At 65.7% G+C, this 17830-nt stretch carries 16 protein-coding genes; 7 read left to right on the forward strand and 9 right to left on the reverse strand.

Annotated features, from left to right (window positions below; all coding sequences use genetic code 11):
* Positions 1 to 42: 42 nt before the first annotated feature.
* From N7422_RS06060 to N7422_RS06075, 4 genes are all read left to right on the forward strand, one after another.
* Positions 43 to 2367, forward strand: a complete 2325-nt coding sequence (locus tag N7422_RS06060; RefSeq protein WP_279805648.1) for a Tex family protein — start codon at positions 43 to 45, stop codon at positions 2365 to 2367.
* The gene (locus tag N7422_RS06065; protein WP_279805649.1) at positions 2367 to 2750 is read left to right on the forward strand and encodes a PaaI family thioesterase; all 384 of its coding nucleotides are present in this window, start codon (positions 2367 to 2369) and stop codon (positions 2748 to 2750) included. The genes N7422_RS06060 and N7422_RS06065 overlap by 1 nt, the downstream gene beginning before the upstream one ends.
* A gap of 232 nt (positions 2751 to 2982) precedes the next feature.
* Positions 2983 to 4560 carry a glutamate--cysteine ligase gene (gene gshA / locus N7422_RS06070; RefSeq protein WP_279805650.1) on the forward strand — a complete coding sequence of 526 codons (1578 nt, stop codon included), beginning with the start codon at positions 2983 to 2985 and terminating at the stop codon, positions 4558 to 4560.
* Complete coding sequence (locus tag N7422_RS06075) at positions 4560 to 5192, forward strand: TetR/AcrR family transcriptional regulator (RefSeq protein WP_279805651.1); 633 nt, start codon at positions 4560 to 4562, stop codon at positions 5190 to 5192. The genes gshA and N7422_RS06075 overlap by 1 nt, the downstream gene beginning before the upstream one ends.
* Positions 5193 to 5310: 118 nt before the next feature.
* Here the strand turns inward: N7422_RS06075 and N7422_RS06080 are convergent, their stop codons facing one another.
* The 6 genes from N7422_RS06080 to ssuE form a co-directional block, all read right to left on the reverse strand.
* Positions 5311 to 5526 (reverse strand): molybdopterin-binding protein, encoded by a 216-nt coding sequence (locus N7422_RS06080; protein ID WP_008095172.1) that lies wholly within the window; start codon positions 5524 to 5526, stop codon positions 5311 to 5313.
* 31 nt (positions 5527 to 5557) lie between these two features.
* Positions 5558 to 6370: an aliphatic sulfonates ABC transporter ATP-binding protein gene (gene ssuB, locus N7422_RS06085; RefSeq protein WP_279805652.1), complete on the reverse strand. Its 813-nt coding sequence runs from the start codon at positions 6368 to 6370 to the stop codon at positions 5558 to 5560.
* The gene (gene ssuC, locus N7422_RS06090) at positions 6370 to 7167 is read right to left on the reverse strand and encodes an aliphatic sulfonate ABC transporter permease SsuC (protein ID WP_279805653.1); all 798 of its coding nucleotides are present in this window, start codon (positions 7165 to 7167) and stop codon (positions 6370 to 6372) included. Before ssuC ends, ssuB begins: the two co-directional genes overlap by 1 nt.
* Positions 7168 to 7177: 10 nt before the next feature.
* Positions 7178 to 8326: an FMNH2-dependent alkanesulfonate monooxygenase gene (gene ssuD / locus N7422_RS06095; protein ID WP_279805654.1), complete on the reverse strand. Its 1149-nt coding sequence runs from the start codon at positions 8324 to 8326 to the stop codon at positions 7178 to 7180.
* A gap of 60 nt (positions 8327 to 8386) precedes the next feature.
* Positions 8387 to 9352 (reverse strand): sulfonate ABC transporter substrate-binding protein, encoded by a 966-nt coding sequence (locus N7422_RS06100; RefSeq protein WP_279805655.1) that lies wholly within the window; start codon positions 9350 to 9352, stop codon positions 8387 to 8389.
* Positions 9353 to 9448: 96 nt separating this feature from the next.
* Entirely contained in the window at positions 9449 to 10042 is a 594-nt protein-coding gene (gene ssuE / locus N7422_RS06105) for an NADPH-dependent FMN reductase (protein ID WP_279805656.1), read from the reverse strand.
* A 325-nt stretch (positions 10043 to 10367) separates the two neighbouring features.
* Between ssuE and hemE the strand changes: the two genes are divergently transcribed.
* From hemE to creD, 3 genes are all read left to right on the forward strand, one after another.
* Positions 10368 to 11432 (forward strand): uroporphyrinogen decarboxylase, encoded by a 1065-nt coding sequence (gene hemE / locus N7422_RS06110; RefSeq protein WP_279805657.1) that lies wholly within the window; start codon positions 10368 to 10370, stop codon positions 11430 to 11432.
* Positions 11433 to 11572: 140 nt separating this feature from the next.
* Positions 11573 to 11920 carry a NirD/YgiW/YdeI family stress tolerance protein gene (locus N7422_RS06115; RefSeq protein ID WP_279805658.1) on the forward strand — a complete coding sequence of 116 codons (348 nt, stop codon included), beginning with the start codon at positions 11573 to 11575 and terminating at the stop codon, positions 11918 to 11920.
* Positions 11921 to 12045: 125 nt separating this feature from the next.
* Positions 12046 to 13374, forward strand: a complete 1329-nt coding sequence (gene creD, locus N7422_RS06120; protein ID WP_279805659.1) for a cell envelope integrity protein CreD — start codon at positions 12046 to 12048, stop codon at positions 13372 to 13374.
* Between the two features lie 109 nt (positions 13375 to 13483).
* On the opposite strand, the gene N7422_RS06125 is transcribed toward creD, so the two are convergent.
* The 3 genes from N7422_RS06125 to N7422_RS06135 all read right to left on the reverse strand — a co-directional run bounded on the left by N7422_RS06125 (position 13484) and on the right by N7422_RS06135 (position 17632).
* On the reverse strand, positions 13484 to 14098 hold the full coding sequence (locus N7422_RS06125) for a glutathione S-transferase (protein ID WP_279805660.1): 615 nt from the start codon (positions 14096 to 14098) through the stop codon (positions 13484 to 13486).
* A 3-nt stretch (positions 14099 to 14101) separates the two neighbouring features.
* Positions 14102 to 14770 (reverse strand): peptide-methionine (S)-S-oxide reductase MsrA, encoded by a 669-nt coding sequence (gene msrA / locus N7422_RS06130; RefSeq protein WP_279805661.1) that lies wholly within the window; start codon positions 14768 to 14770, stop codon positions 14102 to 14104.
* Positions 14771 to 14938: 168 nt separating this feature from the next.
* Entirely contained in the window at positions 14939 to 17632 is a 2694-nt protein-coding gene (locus N7422_RS06135) for a GGDEF and EAL domain-containing protein (protein ID WP_279805662.1), read from the reverse strand.
* Positions 17633 to 17830 lie beyond the last annotated feature (198 nt).

Below are 17830 nucleotides of genomic sequence, written 5' to 3' on the forward strand. Positions count from 1 at the left end.
CCCTCCCGCGGCCTTGCATTCACTATTTGTCAGGTGGTTTTCATGGACAGCATCAACAGCCGTATCGCCGAGGAACTGGGCGTGCGCCCACAGCAGGTCGAAGCGGCCGTGGGCCTGTTGGACGAAGGATCGACCGTGCCCTTCATCGCCCGTTACCGCAAGGAAGTGACCGGCAGCCTGGATGACACCCAACTGCGCCACCTGGAAGAGCGCCTGCGCTACCTGCGCGAACTCGACGAGCGCCGCGCCAGCATCCTGTCCAGCATCGAGGAACAGGGCAAGCTGACCCCGGAACTGGCCCGCGAGATCAAGCTGGCCGACACCAAGACCCGCCTCGAAGACCTCTACCTGCCGTACAAGCAGAAACGCCGCACCAAGGGCCAGATCGCCCTGGAAGCCGGCCTCGGCGAGCTGGCCGACGGCCTGTTCGACGACCCGCAGCTGACCCCGGAGACCGAAGCCGCGCGCTTCGTCGACGCCGAAAAAGGCGTGGCCGACGTCAAGGCCGCCCTGGAAGGCGCCAAGTACATCCTCATGGAGCGCTTCGCCGAAGACGCCGCCCTGCTCGACAAGCTGCGCAACTTCCTCAAGCAGGAAGCCGTGCTGACCGCCCGCGTGGTTGCCGGCAAAGAAGAGGAAGGCGCCAAGTTCCGCGACTACTTCGCCCATGATGAACTGCTGCGCACCGCGCCGTCCCACCGCGCCCTGGCGATCTTCCGCGGGCGCAACGAAGGCGTGCTGAGCGCCTCGCTGAAAGTCGGCGAAGAACTGCCGGGCACCCTGCACCCGTGCGAACTGATGATCGGCAACCATGTCGGCATCGAAAACCGCAACCGCCCGGCCGACAAGTGGCTGGGCGAAGTGGTGCGCTGGACCTGGAAGGTCAAGCTGTACACCCACCTGGAGACCGACCTGTTCGGCGAGCTGCGCGACAACGCCGAGGGCGAGGCGATCAACGTCTTCGCCCACAACCTGCACGACCTGCTGCTTGCCGCCCCGGCCGGCCCGCGCGCCACCCTGGGCTTCGACCCGGGCCTGCGCACCGGCTGCAAGATCGCCGTGGTCGATGCCACCGGCAAGCTGCTCGACCACACCACGGTCTACCCGCACGCGCCGAAGAACGACTGGGACCGCACCATTTCCATCATGGCCGCGCTGTGCGCCAAGCACTCGGTGGAGCTGATCGCCATCGGCAACGGCACCGCCAGCCGCGAGAGCGACAAGCTGGTGGCCGAGCTGGTCAAGAAGTATCCCGCGCTGAAGATCACCAAGATCATGGTCTCCGAGGCCGGTGCCTCGGTGTACTCGGCCTCGGAACTGGCCGCCCGCGAGTTCCCCGACCTGGACGTGTCGATCCGTGGCGCCGTGTCCATCGCCCGTCGCCTGCAGGACCCGCTGGCCGAGCTGGTGAAGATCGACCCGAAATCCATCGGCGTCGGCCAGTACCAGCACGACGTGTCGCAGGTGAAGCTGGCCCGTGGCCTGGACGCCGTGGTCGAGGACTGCGTGAACGCCGTGGGCGTGGACGTCAACACTGCCTCGGTGGCGCTGCTGACGCGTATCTCCGGCCTCAACGCCACCCTGGCGCAGAACATCGTCGCCCACCGCGACGCCAACGGTCCGTTCGCCACCCGCGCGTCGCTGAAAAAAGTCAGCCGCCTGGGCGAGAAGACCTTCGAGCAGGCGGCCGGCTTCCTGCGCGTGATGAACGGCGCTAACCCGCTGGACGCCTCGGCGGTGCACCCGGAAGCCTACCCCCTGGTGCAGCGCATCGCCGCCGACACCGACCGCGACATCCGCTCGCTGATCGGCGACAGCGGCTTCCTCAAGCGCCTCGACCCGAAGAAGTTCACCGACGAGACCTTCGGCCTGCCGACCGTCACCGACATCCTGCAAGAGCTGGACAAACCGGGCCGCGACCCACGCCCCGAGTTCAAGACCGCCACCTTCCAGGACGGCGTCGAGGACCTCAAGGACCTGGAGCCGGGCATGATCCTCGAAGGCGTGGTGACCAACGTCACCAACTTCGGTGCCTTCGTCGACATCGGCGTGCACCAGGACGGCCTGGTACACATCTCGGCGCTGTCGGAGAAGTTCGTCAAGGACCCGCGTGAAGCGGTCAAGGCCGGCGACGTGGTCAAGGTCAAGGTCATGGAGGTGGACATCCCGCGCAAGCGTGTCGGCCTGTCCATGCGCATGAGCGACACCCCGGGCGAGAAGGTCGAGGGCAACCGTGGCGGCAATCGTGGCAATGGCGGCAACCGCCAGCAGCAGGCACCACGCCAGCGTGAGACCACCAGCGCCGCACCGACGAACAACGCCATGGCCGCGCTGTTCGCCAACGCCAAGCAGCTGAAGAAGAAGTGATGGACATCGCGCAGGAATACGTCGAAAGCGCCTTCAGCCAGCTCCTGGGCTGCCGCCTGCAACGCCTGGACACAGGCGTTGCCGAGGTGGCCCTGGCGCTCGAGCCGCACCTGCGCAACCGTGGCCACAAGCTGCACGGCGGGGCGATCTTCAGCCTGGTGGACATCGCCATGGGCCTGGCCTGCTCGGCCAGCCATGGCTTCGACCAGCAGAGCGTGACCATCGAATGCAAGATCAACTACATGCGTGCGGTCAGCGAAGGCGAAGTGCTGTGTGTCGCCCGGGTATTGCATGCAGGACGACGCACGCTGGTGGTCGACGCTGACGTGCTCCAGGACGACAAGCGGGTGGCCAAGGCGCAGGGAACCTTCGCGGTTCTCTAGCTGACGTAGCTACATCTGCGGTATTTTCGACAGCACTCAGGGCCGCTTCGCGCCCCATCGCCGGCAAGCCGGCTCCCACAGGGAATGCACACTCCGTGGGGGCCGGCTTGCCGGCGATGGGGCGCGAAGCGGGCCAAAACCAGGCGACCACGCCAGTTCCTTTCCCAACTACCCTTGTAGACCGTTATCTCCACCCCCATATTGGGGCGACTGACGCGTGAAGGAATCCATCTTGAGCGACCTCCTCAACCGCCGCCTGAGCCTGCTCGGCGCCAATCTCCCTCTGCTCGAGCAGTGCCTGCACGGTATTGAGCGCGAATGCCTGCGCGTGACCGACCAAGGTCGCCTGGCCCAGACCCCGCACCCGGAGGCCCTGGGCTCGGCGCTGACCAACGAACAGATCACCACCGACTATTCCGAGTCGCTGCTGGAGTTCATCACCCCGGCACTGGCCGATCCGGCCAAGGTGCTCGAGAACCTCGAGCAGATCCACCGCTTCGTCTACACCAAGCTCGGCGACGAATACCTGTGGAGCCCGTCGATGCCCTGCGCGCTGCCGGCCGAGGAGGACATCCCGATCGCCGAGTACGGCACCTCGAACATCGGCAAGCTCAAGCACGTCTACCGCAAGGGCCTGGCCCTGCGCTACGGCCACACCATGCAGTGCATCGCCGGTATTCACTACAACTTCTCCCTGCCCGAGGCGCTGTGGCCGCTGCTGCGTGAAGCCGAAGGCGGCGAGGAGAACGACCGCGACTACCAGTCCTCGGCCTATATCGCGCTGATCCGCAACTTCCGCCGCTACAGCTGGCTGCTGATGTACCTGTTCGGCGCCTCGCCGGTCCTGGACAAAGGCTTCCTGCGCGGCCGCCCGCACCAGCTCGAAGAACTCGACGCCGACACGCTCTACCTGCCCTACGCCACCAGCCTGCGCATGAGCGACCTGGGTTACCAGAGCAACGCCCAGGCAGGCCTCACGCCCTGCTACAACAACCTGGCCAGCTACACCGACAGCCTGCGCAAGGCGGTGGGCACACCCTACCCGCCCTATGTCGAGATCGGCACGCACAAGGATGGCGAGTGGGTGCAGCTGAACACCAACATCCTGCAGATCGAGAACGAGTACTACTCGAACATCCGTCCCAAGCGCGTCACCTATACCGGTGAGCGGCCGATCCAGGCCCTGACCGCCCGTGGCGTGCAGTACGTGGAAGTACGCTGCCTGGACATCAACCCGTTCCTGCCGGTGGGGATCGACCTGACCGAAGCGCGCTTCCTCGACGCCTTCCTGCTGTTCTGCGCGCTGGAAGAAAGCCCGCAACTGGACAACGGCGAGTGCGGCCAGTGCACCGACAACTTCCTCACCGTGGTCAAGGAGGGCCGTCGTCCGGGGCTGGAACTGAGCCGCAACGGCCAGCCGGTCGCACTGAAGACGTGGGCCACCGAGCTGATCGAGTGCATTGGACAACTGGCCGGGCTGCTTGACCGCGCCCAGGGTGGCAACGAGCACGCCAAGGCACTGGAAGCGCAGCAGGCCAAGGTCGACGATCCTGAGCTGACCCCGTCGGCCCAGGTGCTGGCACGCATGACCGAACACGACGAGACCTTCGTCCAGTTCTCCTTGCGCCAGAGCCGCCTGCACGCCGAGAACTTCCGCGAGCAGCCGTTGCCCGCCGAGCGCCAGCAGGCCTTCGAGACGCTCGCCCGCGAGTCCCTGGCCGAGCAGTCGCGCCTGGAGCAGCAGGAAGTCGGTGACTTCGACCTGTTCGTCGGCGCCTATCAGGCCAGCATCCTGGCGATCAGCAACTGATGAGCCGCGCCGCCACGCCACGCAAGCCACGCGCCAGCAGCCAGGCCAGGATCGAGGCGATCCTGGCCGCGGCACGCGAGCTGCTGGCCGGCCAGGGCGTGGCGGCGCTGTCGATCTACAGCGTCGCGGAACGGGCGCAGATTCCGCCGTCGTCCGTGTATCACTTCTTCGCCAGCGTCCCGGCACTGCTCGAAGCCTTGACCGCCGACGTGCACCGGGCCTTTCGCGAGGCCTTGAGCGCGCCGATCGACAGCGCGGCGTTCAGCACCTGGCACGGCCTGTCGCGGCTGATCGAGCAACGCATGCTCGACATCTACAACGAGGACGCCGCGGCGCGCCAGCTGATCCTGGCCCAGCATGGGCTGAGTGAAGTGGTGCAGGCCGATCGTCAGCACGACCTGGAGCTGGGCGAGCTGATGCACAGGCTGTTCGACCGGCATTTCCAACTACCGGCGATGCCGAAGGATGTGGATGTGTTCGCCCTGGCGATGGAACTGAGCGACCGGGTGTATGCCCGCTCGATGCAGCTGCACGAGCAGATCACCCCGCGCATGGCTGAAGAGGGGATGCGGGTGTTCGAGGCGTATCTGGGACTGTATCTGCCGCCTTATCTGGCCAAGCGTTCGGTTTGAGATCCTTGGGGCCGCTGCGCGGCCCAATCGCGACACAAGGCCGCTCCCACAGAAGTCGCGTTCTCCTGTGGGAGCGGCCTTGTGTCGCGATTGGGGCGCAAAGCGCCCCCCGATACCATCACAACTTGGCGATGGACACCTCGGTCGATTTCACGAAAGCGATCACTTCGCTGCCCACCTGCAACTCCAGCTCCTTCACGGAACGGGTGGTGATCACCGAAGTGACGATGCCGGAGGCGGTCTGCACGTCGATTTCCGACAGCACCGGGCCTTCGAGGATTTCCTTCACGGTGCCTTTGAACTGGTTGCGAACGTTGATGGCTTTGATGGTCATGGCGTGATTTCCTTTTTCGGGCTTCGGGGGTTCAGTGGGCCCAACGCAAGTGCGTGGGCAAAGGGGCTACAGGCTCCGGCTCGGGCGGGATGCCCGGAACGCAGAGGACACGGTCGAGCACTTCGCTTTCCAGCGCCGCCAGGCGGTGCGAACCACGCACCCTGGGCCTTGGCAGGTCGACCACCAGGTCCAGGCCGACGGCGCCGTCTTCGATCAGGATCACCCGGTCGGCCACGGCGACGGCTTCGCTGACGTCGTGGGTGACCAGCAGCACGGTGAAACCGTGCTGGCGCCACAGGCGCTCGATCAGTTGCTGCATCTCGATGCGGGTCAGGGCATCCAGCGCACCTAGCGGTTCATCCAGCAGCAGCAGGCGCGGCTGGTGGATCAACGCCCGGGCCAGGGCCACCCGCTGCTTCTGGCCGCCGGACAGCGCCGCCGGCCATTCGTTGGCGCGCTCGGCCAGGCCGACCGCCTCCAGGGCTTGCAGGGCGCGCGGGCGCCAGTTGCCGGACAAGCCCAGGCCGACGTTGTCGATCACCTTCTTCCAGGGCAGCAAGCGCGCATCCTGGAACATCAGACGGGTATCGTCGCGGGCTTCGGCCAGCGGCGCGGCGCCTGCCAGCAGCTCACCGGCGCTGGGCTGGTCGAGCCCGGCCAGCAGGCGCAGCAAGGTGCTCTTGCCGCAGCCGCTACGGCCGACGATGGCGACGAACTGGCCGGCCGGGATATGCAGGTCGATACCGCGCAGCACCTCGCGCTGGCCGAAGGTACGGCGCAGGTCGTTGGCGGCGAGCGGGATGCCACGCAGCAGGCGCGGCGGCTGTTCCTTGAGCACGGTCATCACACACCCTCCTTCTTCGCCACCTGGTACGCCGGGTGCCAGCGCAGCCATACACGCTCCAGGCCACGGGCGGCCAGGTCGGCAAGCTTGCCGAGCACCGCGTACAGGACGATGGCCAGTACCACCACGTCGGTCTGCAGGAACTCACGGGCATTCATCGCCAGGTAGCCGATGCCGGAGTTGGCCGAAATGGTCTCGGCGACGATCAGCGTCAGCCACATGAAGCCCAGGGCGAAGCGCACACCGACCAGGATCGACGGCAGCGCCCCCGGCAGGATCACCTGACGGAACAGGGCGAAGCCCGACAGGCCGTAACTGCGCGCCATCTCCACCAGGGCCGGGTCGACGTTGCGGATGCCGTGGTAGGTGTTGAGGTAAATGGGGAACAGCGTCCCCAGCGCCACCAGGAAGACCTTCGCCGACTCGTCGATGCCGAACCACAGGATCACCAGCGGGATCAGCGCCAGGTGCGGCACGTTGCGAATCATCTGCACCGAACTGTCGAGCAGGCGCTCGCCCCAGCTCGACAGACCGGTGATGAAGCCCAGCAGCAGGCCGAGGCTGCCACCGATGAGAAAGCCCAGGCCGGCGCGCCAGCCACTGATGGCCAGGTGGGTCCAGATCTCGCCGCTGCGTACCAGCTCGACGCCGGCACTCAACACCGCGCTCGGTGCCGGCAGGATGCGGGTCGACAGCCAGCCGGTGCTGACCGCCAGCTGCCAAACCGCCAGCAGCAGCAGCGGCAGGGCCCAGGGCGCCAGGCGCTGCGGCCAGGTGGTCGAGGATGCACGACTCATGCTCCAGCCCTCAGCTCTGCGACACGGACTTGGGCAGGATGTCGTTGGCGACCATTTCGCCGAACGGGCTCACGTAGCCGCCGCTCTTCGGCTGGTCCGGGCGTTGCACGTCCAGGTGCGGGAACAGCAGCTCGGCGACCCGGTACGACTCTTCCAGGTGTGGATAGCCGGAAAAGATGAAGGTGTCGATGCCCAGGTCCGCGTATTCCTTGACCCGTGCCGCGACCGTCGGGCCATCGCCCACCAGCGCGGTGCCGGCACCGCCGCGCACCAGGCCGACGCCGGCCCACAGGTTGGGGGCGACTTCCAGCTTGTCGCGCTTGCCGCCGTGCAGGGCGGCCATGCGCTGCTGACCTACCGAGTCGAAACGCGCCAGCGACGCCTGGGCACGGGCGATGGTCTCGTCGTCCAGGTGCGAGATCAGCTTGTCGGCGGCGGCCCAGGCCTCTTCATTGGTTTCCCGCACGATCACGTGCAGGCGGATGCCGAAGCGCACTTCTCGTCCCTGGGCGGCGGCTTTCTCGCGCACCTGGGCGATCTTCTCGGCCACGGCGGCCGGCGGCTCGCCCCAGGTCAGGTACAGCTCGACCTGCTCGGCGGCCAGGTCCTGGGCGGCGTCGGACGAGCCGCCGAAATACAGTGGCGGACGTGGCTGCTGGATCGGCGGGTAGAGCAGCTTGGCGCCCTTCACCTGGATGTGCTTGCCGTCGTAATCGACCACTTCGCCTTCGAGCACCTTGCGCCAGATGCGGGTGAACTCCACCGAGGCTTCGTAGCGCTCCTGGTGGTTCAGGTGCAGGCCATCGCCGGCCAGTTCGTCCGGATCACCGCCGGTCACCAGGTTGAACAGTGCCCGGCCGTTGGACAGACGATCCAGGGTGGCGGCCTGGCGCGCGGCGACGGTCGGCGAGATGATCCCCGGGCGCAGCGCCACCAGGAACTTCAGACGCTCGGTCACCGGGATCAGCGAGGCAGCCACCAGCCAGGAATCCTCGCAGGAACGTCCGGTGGGAATCAGCACGCCGCCGAAACCAAGGCGGTCGGCGGCCTGGGCGATCTGCGCCAGGTAGCCGTGGTCGACGGCGCGGGCGCCCTCGGTGGTGCCCAGGTACTTGCCGTCACCGTGGGTAGGGAGGAACCAGAAGATGTTCAGGCTCATTGGAGTTGTCTCCTCAAGGGTGGCTCAAGCCGGAGCGACGCCCCGGCACGGGCGAATCGTTCAAGGCGCGCTGGCGACCTTGGCCGGGGGTGTCCAGATCACGTCCTTGATGCTCAAGGGTTTGGGAATCAGCTTCAGGGCCTGGAAGGTGTCGGCGATCTTCTGCTGCGCGGCGACCACTTCGGGCGTCAGCGGCGCGGCACCGTAGCCCTGGCGTTTCACCGAGGTCAGGGTGATGTCGGCGGGCAGGCCGAGCAGCGGGGCGACCTGCTCGGTGACCTGCTGCGGGTTGGCCTGGGACCACTCGCCAACAGCGCGCACTTCCTCGACCAGGGTGGTGATCACTGCCGGGTGCTGGGTCGCGTAGTTGCGGGTGGCGAGGTAGAACTGGTGGTTGTCGACCAGGCCCTTGCCGTCACGCAGGGTGCGGGCCTGCAGCTGTTGTTCGGCGGCGGCCTGGTAGGGATCCCAGATCACCCAGGCATCGACGCTGCCACGCTCGAAAGCGGCGCGGGCATCGGAGGGGGGCAGGTAGACCGGCTGGATATCGGCATAAGTGAGGCCGGCGTCCTGGAGGGCGCGGACCAGCAGGTAATGCACGTTGGAGCCCTTGTTGAAGGCGACCTTCTTGCCTTTCAGCTCCTTGACCGACTGAATCGGCGAACCCTTCGGCACGAGGATCGCCTCGCTGTGCGGCGCAGGCGGCTCGTAGGCGACGTACAGCAGGTCGGCGCCCGCGGCCTGGGCGAACACCGGCGGCGTTTCACCGGTCACGCCAAAGTCGATGGAGCCGACATTGAGCCCTTCGAGCAGTTGCGGACCGCCTGGGAACTCGGTCCATTGCACCTGGATTCCCTGCTCGGCCAGGCGCTTCTCCAGCGTGCCCTTGGCCTTGAGCAGCACTAGGGTGCCGTATTTCTGGTAACCGATGCGCAAGCTTTCTGCTTGGGCCTGGCTGATGGCGCCGAAGGACACAGCCGCCGCGAACAGGGCGACCAGACCACGACGCAAGAAGACGGTGCGCATGGCGCTCTCCTGTGCGAGTTGGGTTCGGGTTGCACCTGCTTGCCTCGTTGGCGGGCGAGTAAGGTGGGAACAGCGATGAAGCGGTAGCGGTCTGGCTCAGATGCTCCAGCGGGCACTGAGCAGGCGGTCGTTGAGCAGGCCCGGGGCGACCGGTCGGGGCCGTCGCGCCAGGGCGCCGTGGAACGTTTCCAGCGAATCCTGCAGGCGCTGCTCCAGCGCCGGCGCCAATTGCGCGGGCTTGCCGCCTTCGCCGTAGGCGATCTGGCCATCGTCGGCGAAGATCCCTTGCAGGGTCTCCTGCGCCTTGAGGGCCGACAGCACCGGCTTGAGCGCGTAGTCCACGGCCAGCATGTGGGCGATGCTGCCGCCGGTGGCGATCGGCAGCACGATCTTGTGCTCCAGGGCGCGTTCAGGCAGCAGGTCGAGCAAGGTCTTCAGGGCGCCGGCGAACGATGCCTTGTACACCGGGGTGGCGACCACCAGGCCGTCGGCCTGGGCCACCAGTTCGTTGAAGTGACGCACCTGCGGGCTGTCGAAGCGCGCGTGAAGCAGGTCCTCGGCGGGAAATTCCCGCACCTGGAAGCTCACCACCTCGACGCCGCGCTCCTGCAGCCAGTCGCGCGAGCGTTCTAGCAGCACGCCGGAGCGTGAACGAAGACTGGGGCTGCCACCGACAGAAACAACCAGCATTGAAAGCGCTTCCTTCGATTCGATTACAGGGCCGCGAGGGGTTGGCCCCGCTGGATGGAAGTGACATTAACAGCTCGTCACATATACCCATAAATCATATTTTTTCATTTGTTTATTCCATAAAGAAATATTTAAGTTTATCTCTGTAGGAGCGGCCTTGTGTCGCGAAAGGGCCGCAAAGCGGGCCCAGGTCCTGTCAGGTTACATATTTTTGTATACAAAAATGCTTGATCCATGGCAGCCGATAGACAAAACGAATGGCCATGGCCGTGCCTTTTGTGCCCGTGTCTGAGAAAATGCCCGCACTTTTTTTCCGGATGCCGACATGACTGCCCTGAAGAACGATCGTTTCCTGCGTGCACTGCTCAAGCAACCCGTAGACGTCACCCCGGTCTGGATGATGCGCCAGGCTGGCCGTTACCTGCCGGAGTACCGCGCCAGCCGTACCAAGGCCGGCGACTTCATGAGCCTGTGCATGAACCCGCAGTTCGCCTGCGAGGTGACGCTCCAGCCGCTGGACCGTTACCCGCTGGACGCGGCGATTCTCTTCTCGGACATCCTTACCATCCCCGACGCCATGGGCCAGGGCCTGTATTTCGAGACCGGCGAAGGCCCGCGTTTCAAGAAGGTCGTCAGCACCCTGGCCGACATCGAGGCACTGCCGATCCCCGATCCGCAGAAGGACCTGGGCTATGTGATGGACGCGGTCAGCACCATCCGCCGCGAGCTCAATGGCCGCGTACCGCTGATAGGCTTCTCCGGCAGCCCGTGGACCCTGGCCACCTACATGGTCGAAGGCGGCTCGTCCAAGGACTTCCGCAAGACCAAGGCCATGGCCTATGACAACCCCGAGGCCCTGCACCTGTTGCTGGACAAGCTGGCCCAGTCGGTCACCAGCTACCTCAACGGCCAGATCCTCGCGGGCGCCCAGGCCGTGCAGATCTTCGACACCTGGGGCGGCAACCTGTCGGCGGCGGCCTACCAGGAGTTCTCCCTGGCCTATATGCGCAAGATCGTCAGCGGGCTGATCCGCGAGCACGAGGGGCGCAAGGTGCCGGTCATCCTGTTCACCAAGAACGGCGGCCTGTGGCTGGAAAGCATCGCCGAGGCCGGCGCCGATGCCCTGGGCCTGGACTGGACCTGCGAGATCGGCGACGCCCGCCGTCGCGTGGGTGACAAGGTGGCGTTGCAAGGCAACATGGACCCGACCGTGCTGTACGCAAGGCCTGAGGCCATCCGCAAGGAAGTGGCACGCATCCTCGCCAGCTACGGCAAGGGCAGTGGCCATGTGTTCAACCTGGGGCACGGCATCACTCCCGAGGTCGATCCAGAGCACGCCGGCGTGTTCATCAACGCCGTGCATGAGCTGTCGGCGCAGTATCACCAGTAAGCGTCAGACCTATCGCGGGGCAAGCCCGCTCCCACTTGTGCGGTGGGAGCGGGCTTGCCCCGCGATTTTCTGGATTAAGCTTCAATTCAGCGATCGTCGGTAATCTGGCCCTATCGAAACCCAAACAGGACCCGATCACCATGAAAGCCCGCTACCTGCCCCTGATCCTCGCCCCGCTGTTCAGCACCGCCGCCCTGGCTGCCGGCTACACCGGCCCCGGCGCCCAGGCCGTGACCACCGTCGCCGCCGCCAACGATGCCGCCGACGACACCCCGGTGGTGCTGCAGGGCTACGTGACCAAGAAGATCAACAACGACGACAAGTACGAGTTCAAGGACAACACCGGCACCATCACCGTCGAGATCGACGATGAAGACCTGCCGCCAACGCCGTTCAACGACAAGACCAAGGTCAAGCTGACCGGTGAGGTGGAGAAGCACCTGATGAGCCGCGAAGTGGATGTCGATATCGTCGAAATCATCAACTGACCTGATCGCCACTTGCCCCGTCCACGCGGGGCAAGTGGCATTCTCCACGCAATCTCCACACTCCCTCCCCATCGGCTCCACATGGCAGGCAGACACTGCCGCCATCGCAAACGGAGCCCTACCTGATGAACAAGACCCTAGGTTTCAAGCTCGGCCTGATCGTCGTGCTGATCCTGCTGCTGCTCATTCCCCTGCTGATGATTGGCGGGTTGATCGACGAGCGGCAGAACCTGCGTGACGACGTGTTGCGCGATATCGCCCAGAGCTCGAGCTTCGACCAGCAGCTCAGCGGCCCGTTGCTGGTGGTGCCGTACCGCAAGTACGAACGACGCTGGATCGACAAGGACGGCAAGAGCGTCCAGCAGACCAGTACCCTCAGCGGCAACCTGTACTTTCTACCCGAGACCTTCGACGCCGATATCGCCGTGGATACCGAACTGCGCTCGCGCGGCATCTACCAGGCCCGGCTGTTCCACGCCAAGAGCCGGATCAGCGGGCGTTTCAAGCTTCCCGAGCGCTGGGGCATCGACAAGGACTACGACGACTACCGCTTCGACAAGCCGTTCCTGGTGGTGGGCGTCAGCGACATCCGTGGTATCGAGAACGGCCTCGAGCTGACCTTCGACGAGCAGCGCCTGCCGTTCGAGGCGGGGACCGGCCTGGACTGGCTGCGCGGTGGCGTGCATGTCGCTCTGCCGCAGCTGGACGGCCAGCGCGCCCGCGAGTTCGGCTACGCGTTCGACCTCGCCTTGCAGGGCACGGGCCAGCTGCATGTGCTGCCTGTAGGTCGCAGCAGCACGGTGGACATGCGGGCCAACTGGCCGCACCCGAGCTTCATCGGCAGCTACCTGCCCAGCCGCCGCGCCATCGACGAAAAGGGCTTCAGTGCCCACTGGCAGACCTCGTTCTTCGCCACCAATCTGGAGGATGCCCTGCGCCAGTGCGTGAGCACGCAACAGTGCGCGGACTTCACCGGCCCGACCTTCGGTGTCAGCTTCATCGATCCGGTGGACCAGTACCTCAAGAGCGAGCGGGCGATTAAGTACGCGCTGCTGTTCATTGCCCTGACCTTTGCCGGCTTCTTCCTGTTCGAGGTGCTGAAGAACCTGAGCGTGCACCCGGTGCAGTACATCCTGGTGGGCGTGGCTCTGGCGTTCTTCTACCTGCTGCTGCTGTCGCTGTCGGAGCACCTGGGTTTTGCCCTGGCGTACGGGCTGTCGGCCTCGGCCTGTGTGCTGCTGATCGGCTTCTATCTTGCCCATGTGCTGCGCAGCCTGGGGCGTGGAGTGGGTTTTGCGGCGGGGCTGGCGGCGTTGTACGCGCTGCTCTACGGGCTGTTGAGCGCCGAGGACTATGCGCTGCTGATGGGCTCGCTGCTGTGCTTCGGGCTGCTTGGCGTGTTCATGGTGCTGACCCGGCGGCTGGACTGGTCGCGGGTGGGGAGGTCGGCATGAGGGAGGACAGAGAGATCGGGCGGTGGTTGGCGGTGAAGATCGGCCAGTTGTTTCCTGTGGCATCGAAGTAAGGCAATCGCGGGGCAAGCCGCCCCGCGATAGGTCCCGGTCAGACCATCGGCACGGTAGCCAGCATCGAATCTCGCTGGCTCACTGCGGCATACCACGCCGCCAGCCCCGGACACTGCCCGCGCCAGTCGAACTCAGGCTGGCGCAGATCCAGGTAACCCAGCGCACAAGCCACGCCGATCGAGGCGATATCGAACCCGGAGATGATTTCCGCCAGATGCTCGCGCTCGAGGTTGGCCAGGCTGCGGCGGATCTTCTCGCCCTGCGCGTTCACCCAGCCATCCCACTGCTTGTCCACCGGGCGCAGGAAGGTCTCGTAGCGCGTGGCCACCGCCGCGTCCATGATCGCGTCGGCCTGTGCCGCCAGGGTCAGCCGCCGCCAGCGTGGCGAGCCTTCGCGGGGGATCAGGGGCAGGCCGACATGCTGGGTGTCGAGGTACTCGCAGATCACCCGGCTGTCATGCAGCACGCTGCCGTCTTCCAGGCGCAGGGCCGGAATCTTGCCGATCGGGTTGTCCCGGTTGAGCTGCTCGTCGCCGTTGACCGGGCTGATGTTCACGCCCTGCAGCTTCACCCGGTCCAACTGACCGGTCTCGTGCAGCACGATCATCACCTTGCGCACGAACGGCGACAGCGGCGAATGGAACAGGATCATGGCTCAGTTGCCTTGCAGGCTGGGTGGCAGGCAGACGCCGGTACCGCCGATGCCGCAGTAACCGTCCGGGTTCTTGGCCAGGTACTGCTGGTGGTAGGCCTCGGCGAAATAGACGGTCGGCGCCTGGGCGATCTCGGTGGTGATCGCGCCGAAGCCGGCCTTGGTCAGCTCGGCCTGGAACGCGTCGCGGCTGGCCTCGGCCTCTTCGAGCTGTTGCGGCGAGGTGCAGTAGATCGCCGAGCGGTACTGGGTGCCGATGTCGTTGCCTTGGCGCATGCCCTGGGTCGGGTTGTGCAACTCCCAGAACAGCGTCAGCAGTTCGCGGTAGCTGACCCGGTTCTTGTCGAACACCACCAGCACCACCTCGGTGTGGCCGGTCAGGCCCGAGCAGACTTCCTCGTAGGTGGGGTTGGGGGTAAAGCCGCCGGCATAGCCGACCACGGTGCTGACCACGCCCTCGCGCTGCCAGAAGCGGCGCTCGGCGCCCCAGAAGCAGCCCAGGCCGAAGATGGCGAAATCGATGTCGCCTTCGAAGAACGGGCCAAGCAGCGGGGTGCCTTCGAACACGTAGTGGAATTCAGGCAGGGACATTGGGGTTTCGCGGCCAGGCAGGGCCTGTTCCGCGGTGGGCATGACGTTTTTGTTCACCAGGATTTCCGAACGCAGGACCATGGCCGTTCCTCTGTGTCTGTGCAGTGGGATGGGTGCTGGCCCCTTCGCGGGCAAGCCCGCTCCCACAGGAGAATCACAGCCTTCGAGGTCTGCGCTGTTGCCGTGGGAGCGGGCTCGCCCGCGAAGAGGCCCGAATGGTTCCTATAGTGCCCGAGGTTTGGGCCGCTGTCAGTCCACCGGGCCGCGCGGATAGCGGCGCAGTTTCTCGTTCAGCTCGCGCCCCGGAATCGGCCGGTCGAACAGGTAGCCCTGGCCGACGTCGCAGCGATGCCGACGCAGGAACGCCAGTTGTTCGGGCGTCTCGATTCCCTCGGCGACCACCTTGAGCTTGAGGTTGTGGGCCATGGCCACCACCGCCGAGGTGATTTCCATGTCGTCCTGGTTGTCGGGGATCTCGTTGATGAAGCTGCGGTCGATCTTGATGATATCGATCGGAAACTTCTTCAGGTAGCTCAGCGACGAATAGCCGGTGCCGAAGTCGTCCATGGCCAGGGTCAGGCCCAGGGCCTTGAGCTCGTCGAGCTGGCGGTGGGTGTCTTCGGTGGCTTCCAGCAGCAGGCCTTCGGTCAACTCCAGCTCCAGCAGGTGCGGTGGCAGGGCTTCTTCCTTGAGGATGCTGCCGATCGAGCTGACCAGCTCCGGGTCGGAGAACTGCTTGGGCGACAGGTTGATGGCCACGTGCAGGTTGCCGAAGCCGGCTTCGCGCAGCTGCTGGCTCATGCGGCAGGCCTGGCGCACCACCCATTTGCCGATGGGGATGATCAGGCCGGTTTCCTCGGCCACGCTGATGAACTGGTCGGGGCGGATCATGCCGCGTTCGGGGTGGTTCCAGCGCAGCAGCGCCTCCAGCCCGAGCAGCCGGCCGCTGCGCAGGCACAGCTTGGGCTGGTAGAACACCTCCAGTTCGTTCTGGGTCAGCGCGCGGCGCAGGTTGTTCTCGACGAACAGCTTGTAGCTGGCTTCGGCGTTGAGCACCTCGGTGAACACCTGGACCTGGTGCTTGCCGTTGGCCTTGGCCTTGTGCAGGGCCAGGCCGGCGTTCTTCATCAGCGTCGCCGGATCGCTGCCGTGCAGCGGCGCGCAGGCCAGGCCCACGGAGGCCGTGACATTGATCAGCTGGTTGTCGACGAACATCGGCTTGTCGAGGGTGCGCAGCAACTGGTGGGCGACGCCCTGGCCGTCTTCGAGGGCGGTGTCGTCGAGCAGCACGGCGAACTCGTTGCTGGCGAAGCGCGCCAGGCTGCCGCCGTTGCTCAGGCTGTTGCGCAGGCGCCGAGCCAGGCTGATCAGCAGCTTGTCGCCCGTCTGGTGGCCAAGGCTGTCGTTGATCCGCTTGAAGTTGTCGATGTCCACCAGCAGCAGGCAGATGGGGCTGTTGCCGTCGCGGGCGAAGCGTTCGTCGAGGTTGCGGATGAACGCCGGGCGGTTGCCCAGGTTGGTCAGGTTGTCGGTGTAGGCCAGGCGCTCGATGCGTTGCTGGGCCAGCTTGCTCTGGGTGACGTCTTCGTAGATGCCGATGTAGTGGGTGAGCTCGCGATTGTCGCCATACACCTTGGAGATCGACAGCTGGCCCCAGTAAGGTTCGAGGTTCTTGCGCCGGCTCTTGAACTCGCCCTGCCAGCTGTTGCCCATGGCCAGGCTCGACGGCGATTCGAACAGCAGCTCGCTGAGGTTCTCCAGGGCCGGCAACTCGGCCAGGTGATGGCCCTGGACTTCCTCGGTGCTGTACTGGGTGATCGCGGTGAAGCTTGGGTTGACGTACTCCACCACGCCGTCGCAGTTGACCAGCAGGAAGGCGCTGGCGCTCTGCTCCACCGCCCGCTGGAACAGGTGCAGGGCGCTGGCGGCGGTGCGCCGGTTGTGGTTGTTGATGACCTGGGCGAACTGGTCGGCCAGTTCGCCGGCAAAGGCGATTTCATCCGACTGCCAGGCCCGAGGCTGGCCGGTCTGCTCCAGGCACAGCACACCGACCACCTGCCCATCGATGCGGATGCTGGCATCGAGCATGGCGTTGTCGTCGGTGCTGTACAGCGATTCGGCCATCACCCGGGTGCGTGGGTCGTGGCTGGCATTGTGCGCATCGATGGCGCGGCTGGCGTGCAGGGCCTCGAGGTAGTCGGGGAAGCGGCTGGCATCGATCGCTTCGGGCATGCGGTGTTGCTGCTCGCGGTGATACCAGGCGCTGATCGGCTCCAGGCGCTGGTCGTTCAGGTACCAGATGCTGGCGCAGTCGACCTTGTAGATCTCGCAGGCGCTGCGGGTGATCAGTTCGGCGGCTTCGAGCAGCGAGTTGCCGATGCTGTAGCGCTGGCGCGCCAGGCGCAGGATCAGGTCCTGCTGGGCACGCACCCGTTCCAGATGGCCGAGCTGTTCCTGTTGCGCGCGCTGGTTCAACTGCAAGGCCAGCTGCAAGCGGCTGTTGCGCGATTCAAGATCGTCGGCGTCGAGGTTGGCGGTATCGTCCGCCTGGTCGTCCATGACGGTCAGGTAGCCGCGCAGCAGCTGGCGGTTGTGCTGCTTGTAGCTTTCGCCGACTTCCAGCAGGCGCAGTGGCATCGGGCTGGCGTGCAGGGTGTAGCGCACCCGGTAGTAACCACGCTGGGCCAGCTGCAGCTGGATTTCGTCGTGCAGTTTGTAGCGCGCCTCGGGCTCCATCAGGCTGGCATAGGGCGAGCCGATCAGGGCGCAGAGTTCGGCGGCGGGCAGGCCGAACTGCCGGTCGCAGGCGGGGTCGAGGTAGAGCATCGCCCAGCTGGCCTCGTTCAGCCGTTCGAAACGCAGCATGCCGAGCCGCGAGGGCACGGGAAGCTGCGTGACGACCTCGGCCGCCACACGGCTGGCGGCATCGGGTTGGCTTTTCATCGAAGACTCGCTTGAACAGGGGCGCGGCCTTGGGCGCGGCGCATCGGGCAAGGTTGCATCATGTCCCTGGGGCTGGCAAGCGGCCGTGGGAGATGCTGTGAACAGGTTGTCGGCTGGCAGGGGGGAATCTGTAGGACCGGGCGTCGCTTTGCGGCCCTTTCACCGGCCAGCCGGCTCCCACAAGGGCTGGACCAATCC

The sequence above is a fragment of the Pseudomonas sp. GD04091 genome, assembly GCF_029836165.1.
GTDB lineage: Bacteria > Pseudomonadota > Gammaproteobacteria > Pseudomonadales > Pseudomonadaceae > Aquipseudomonas.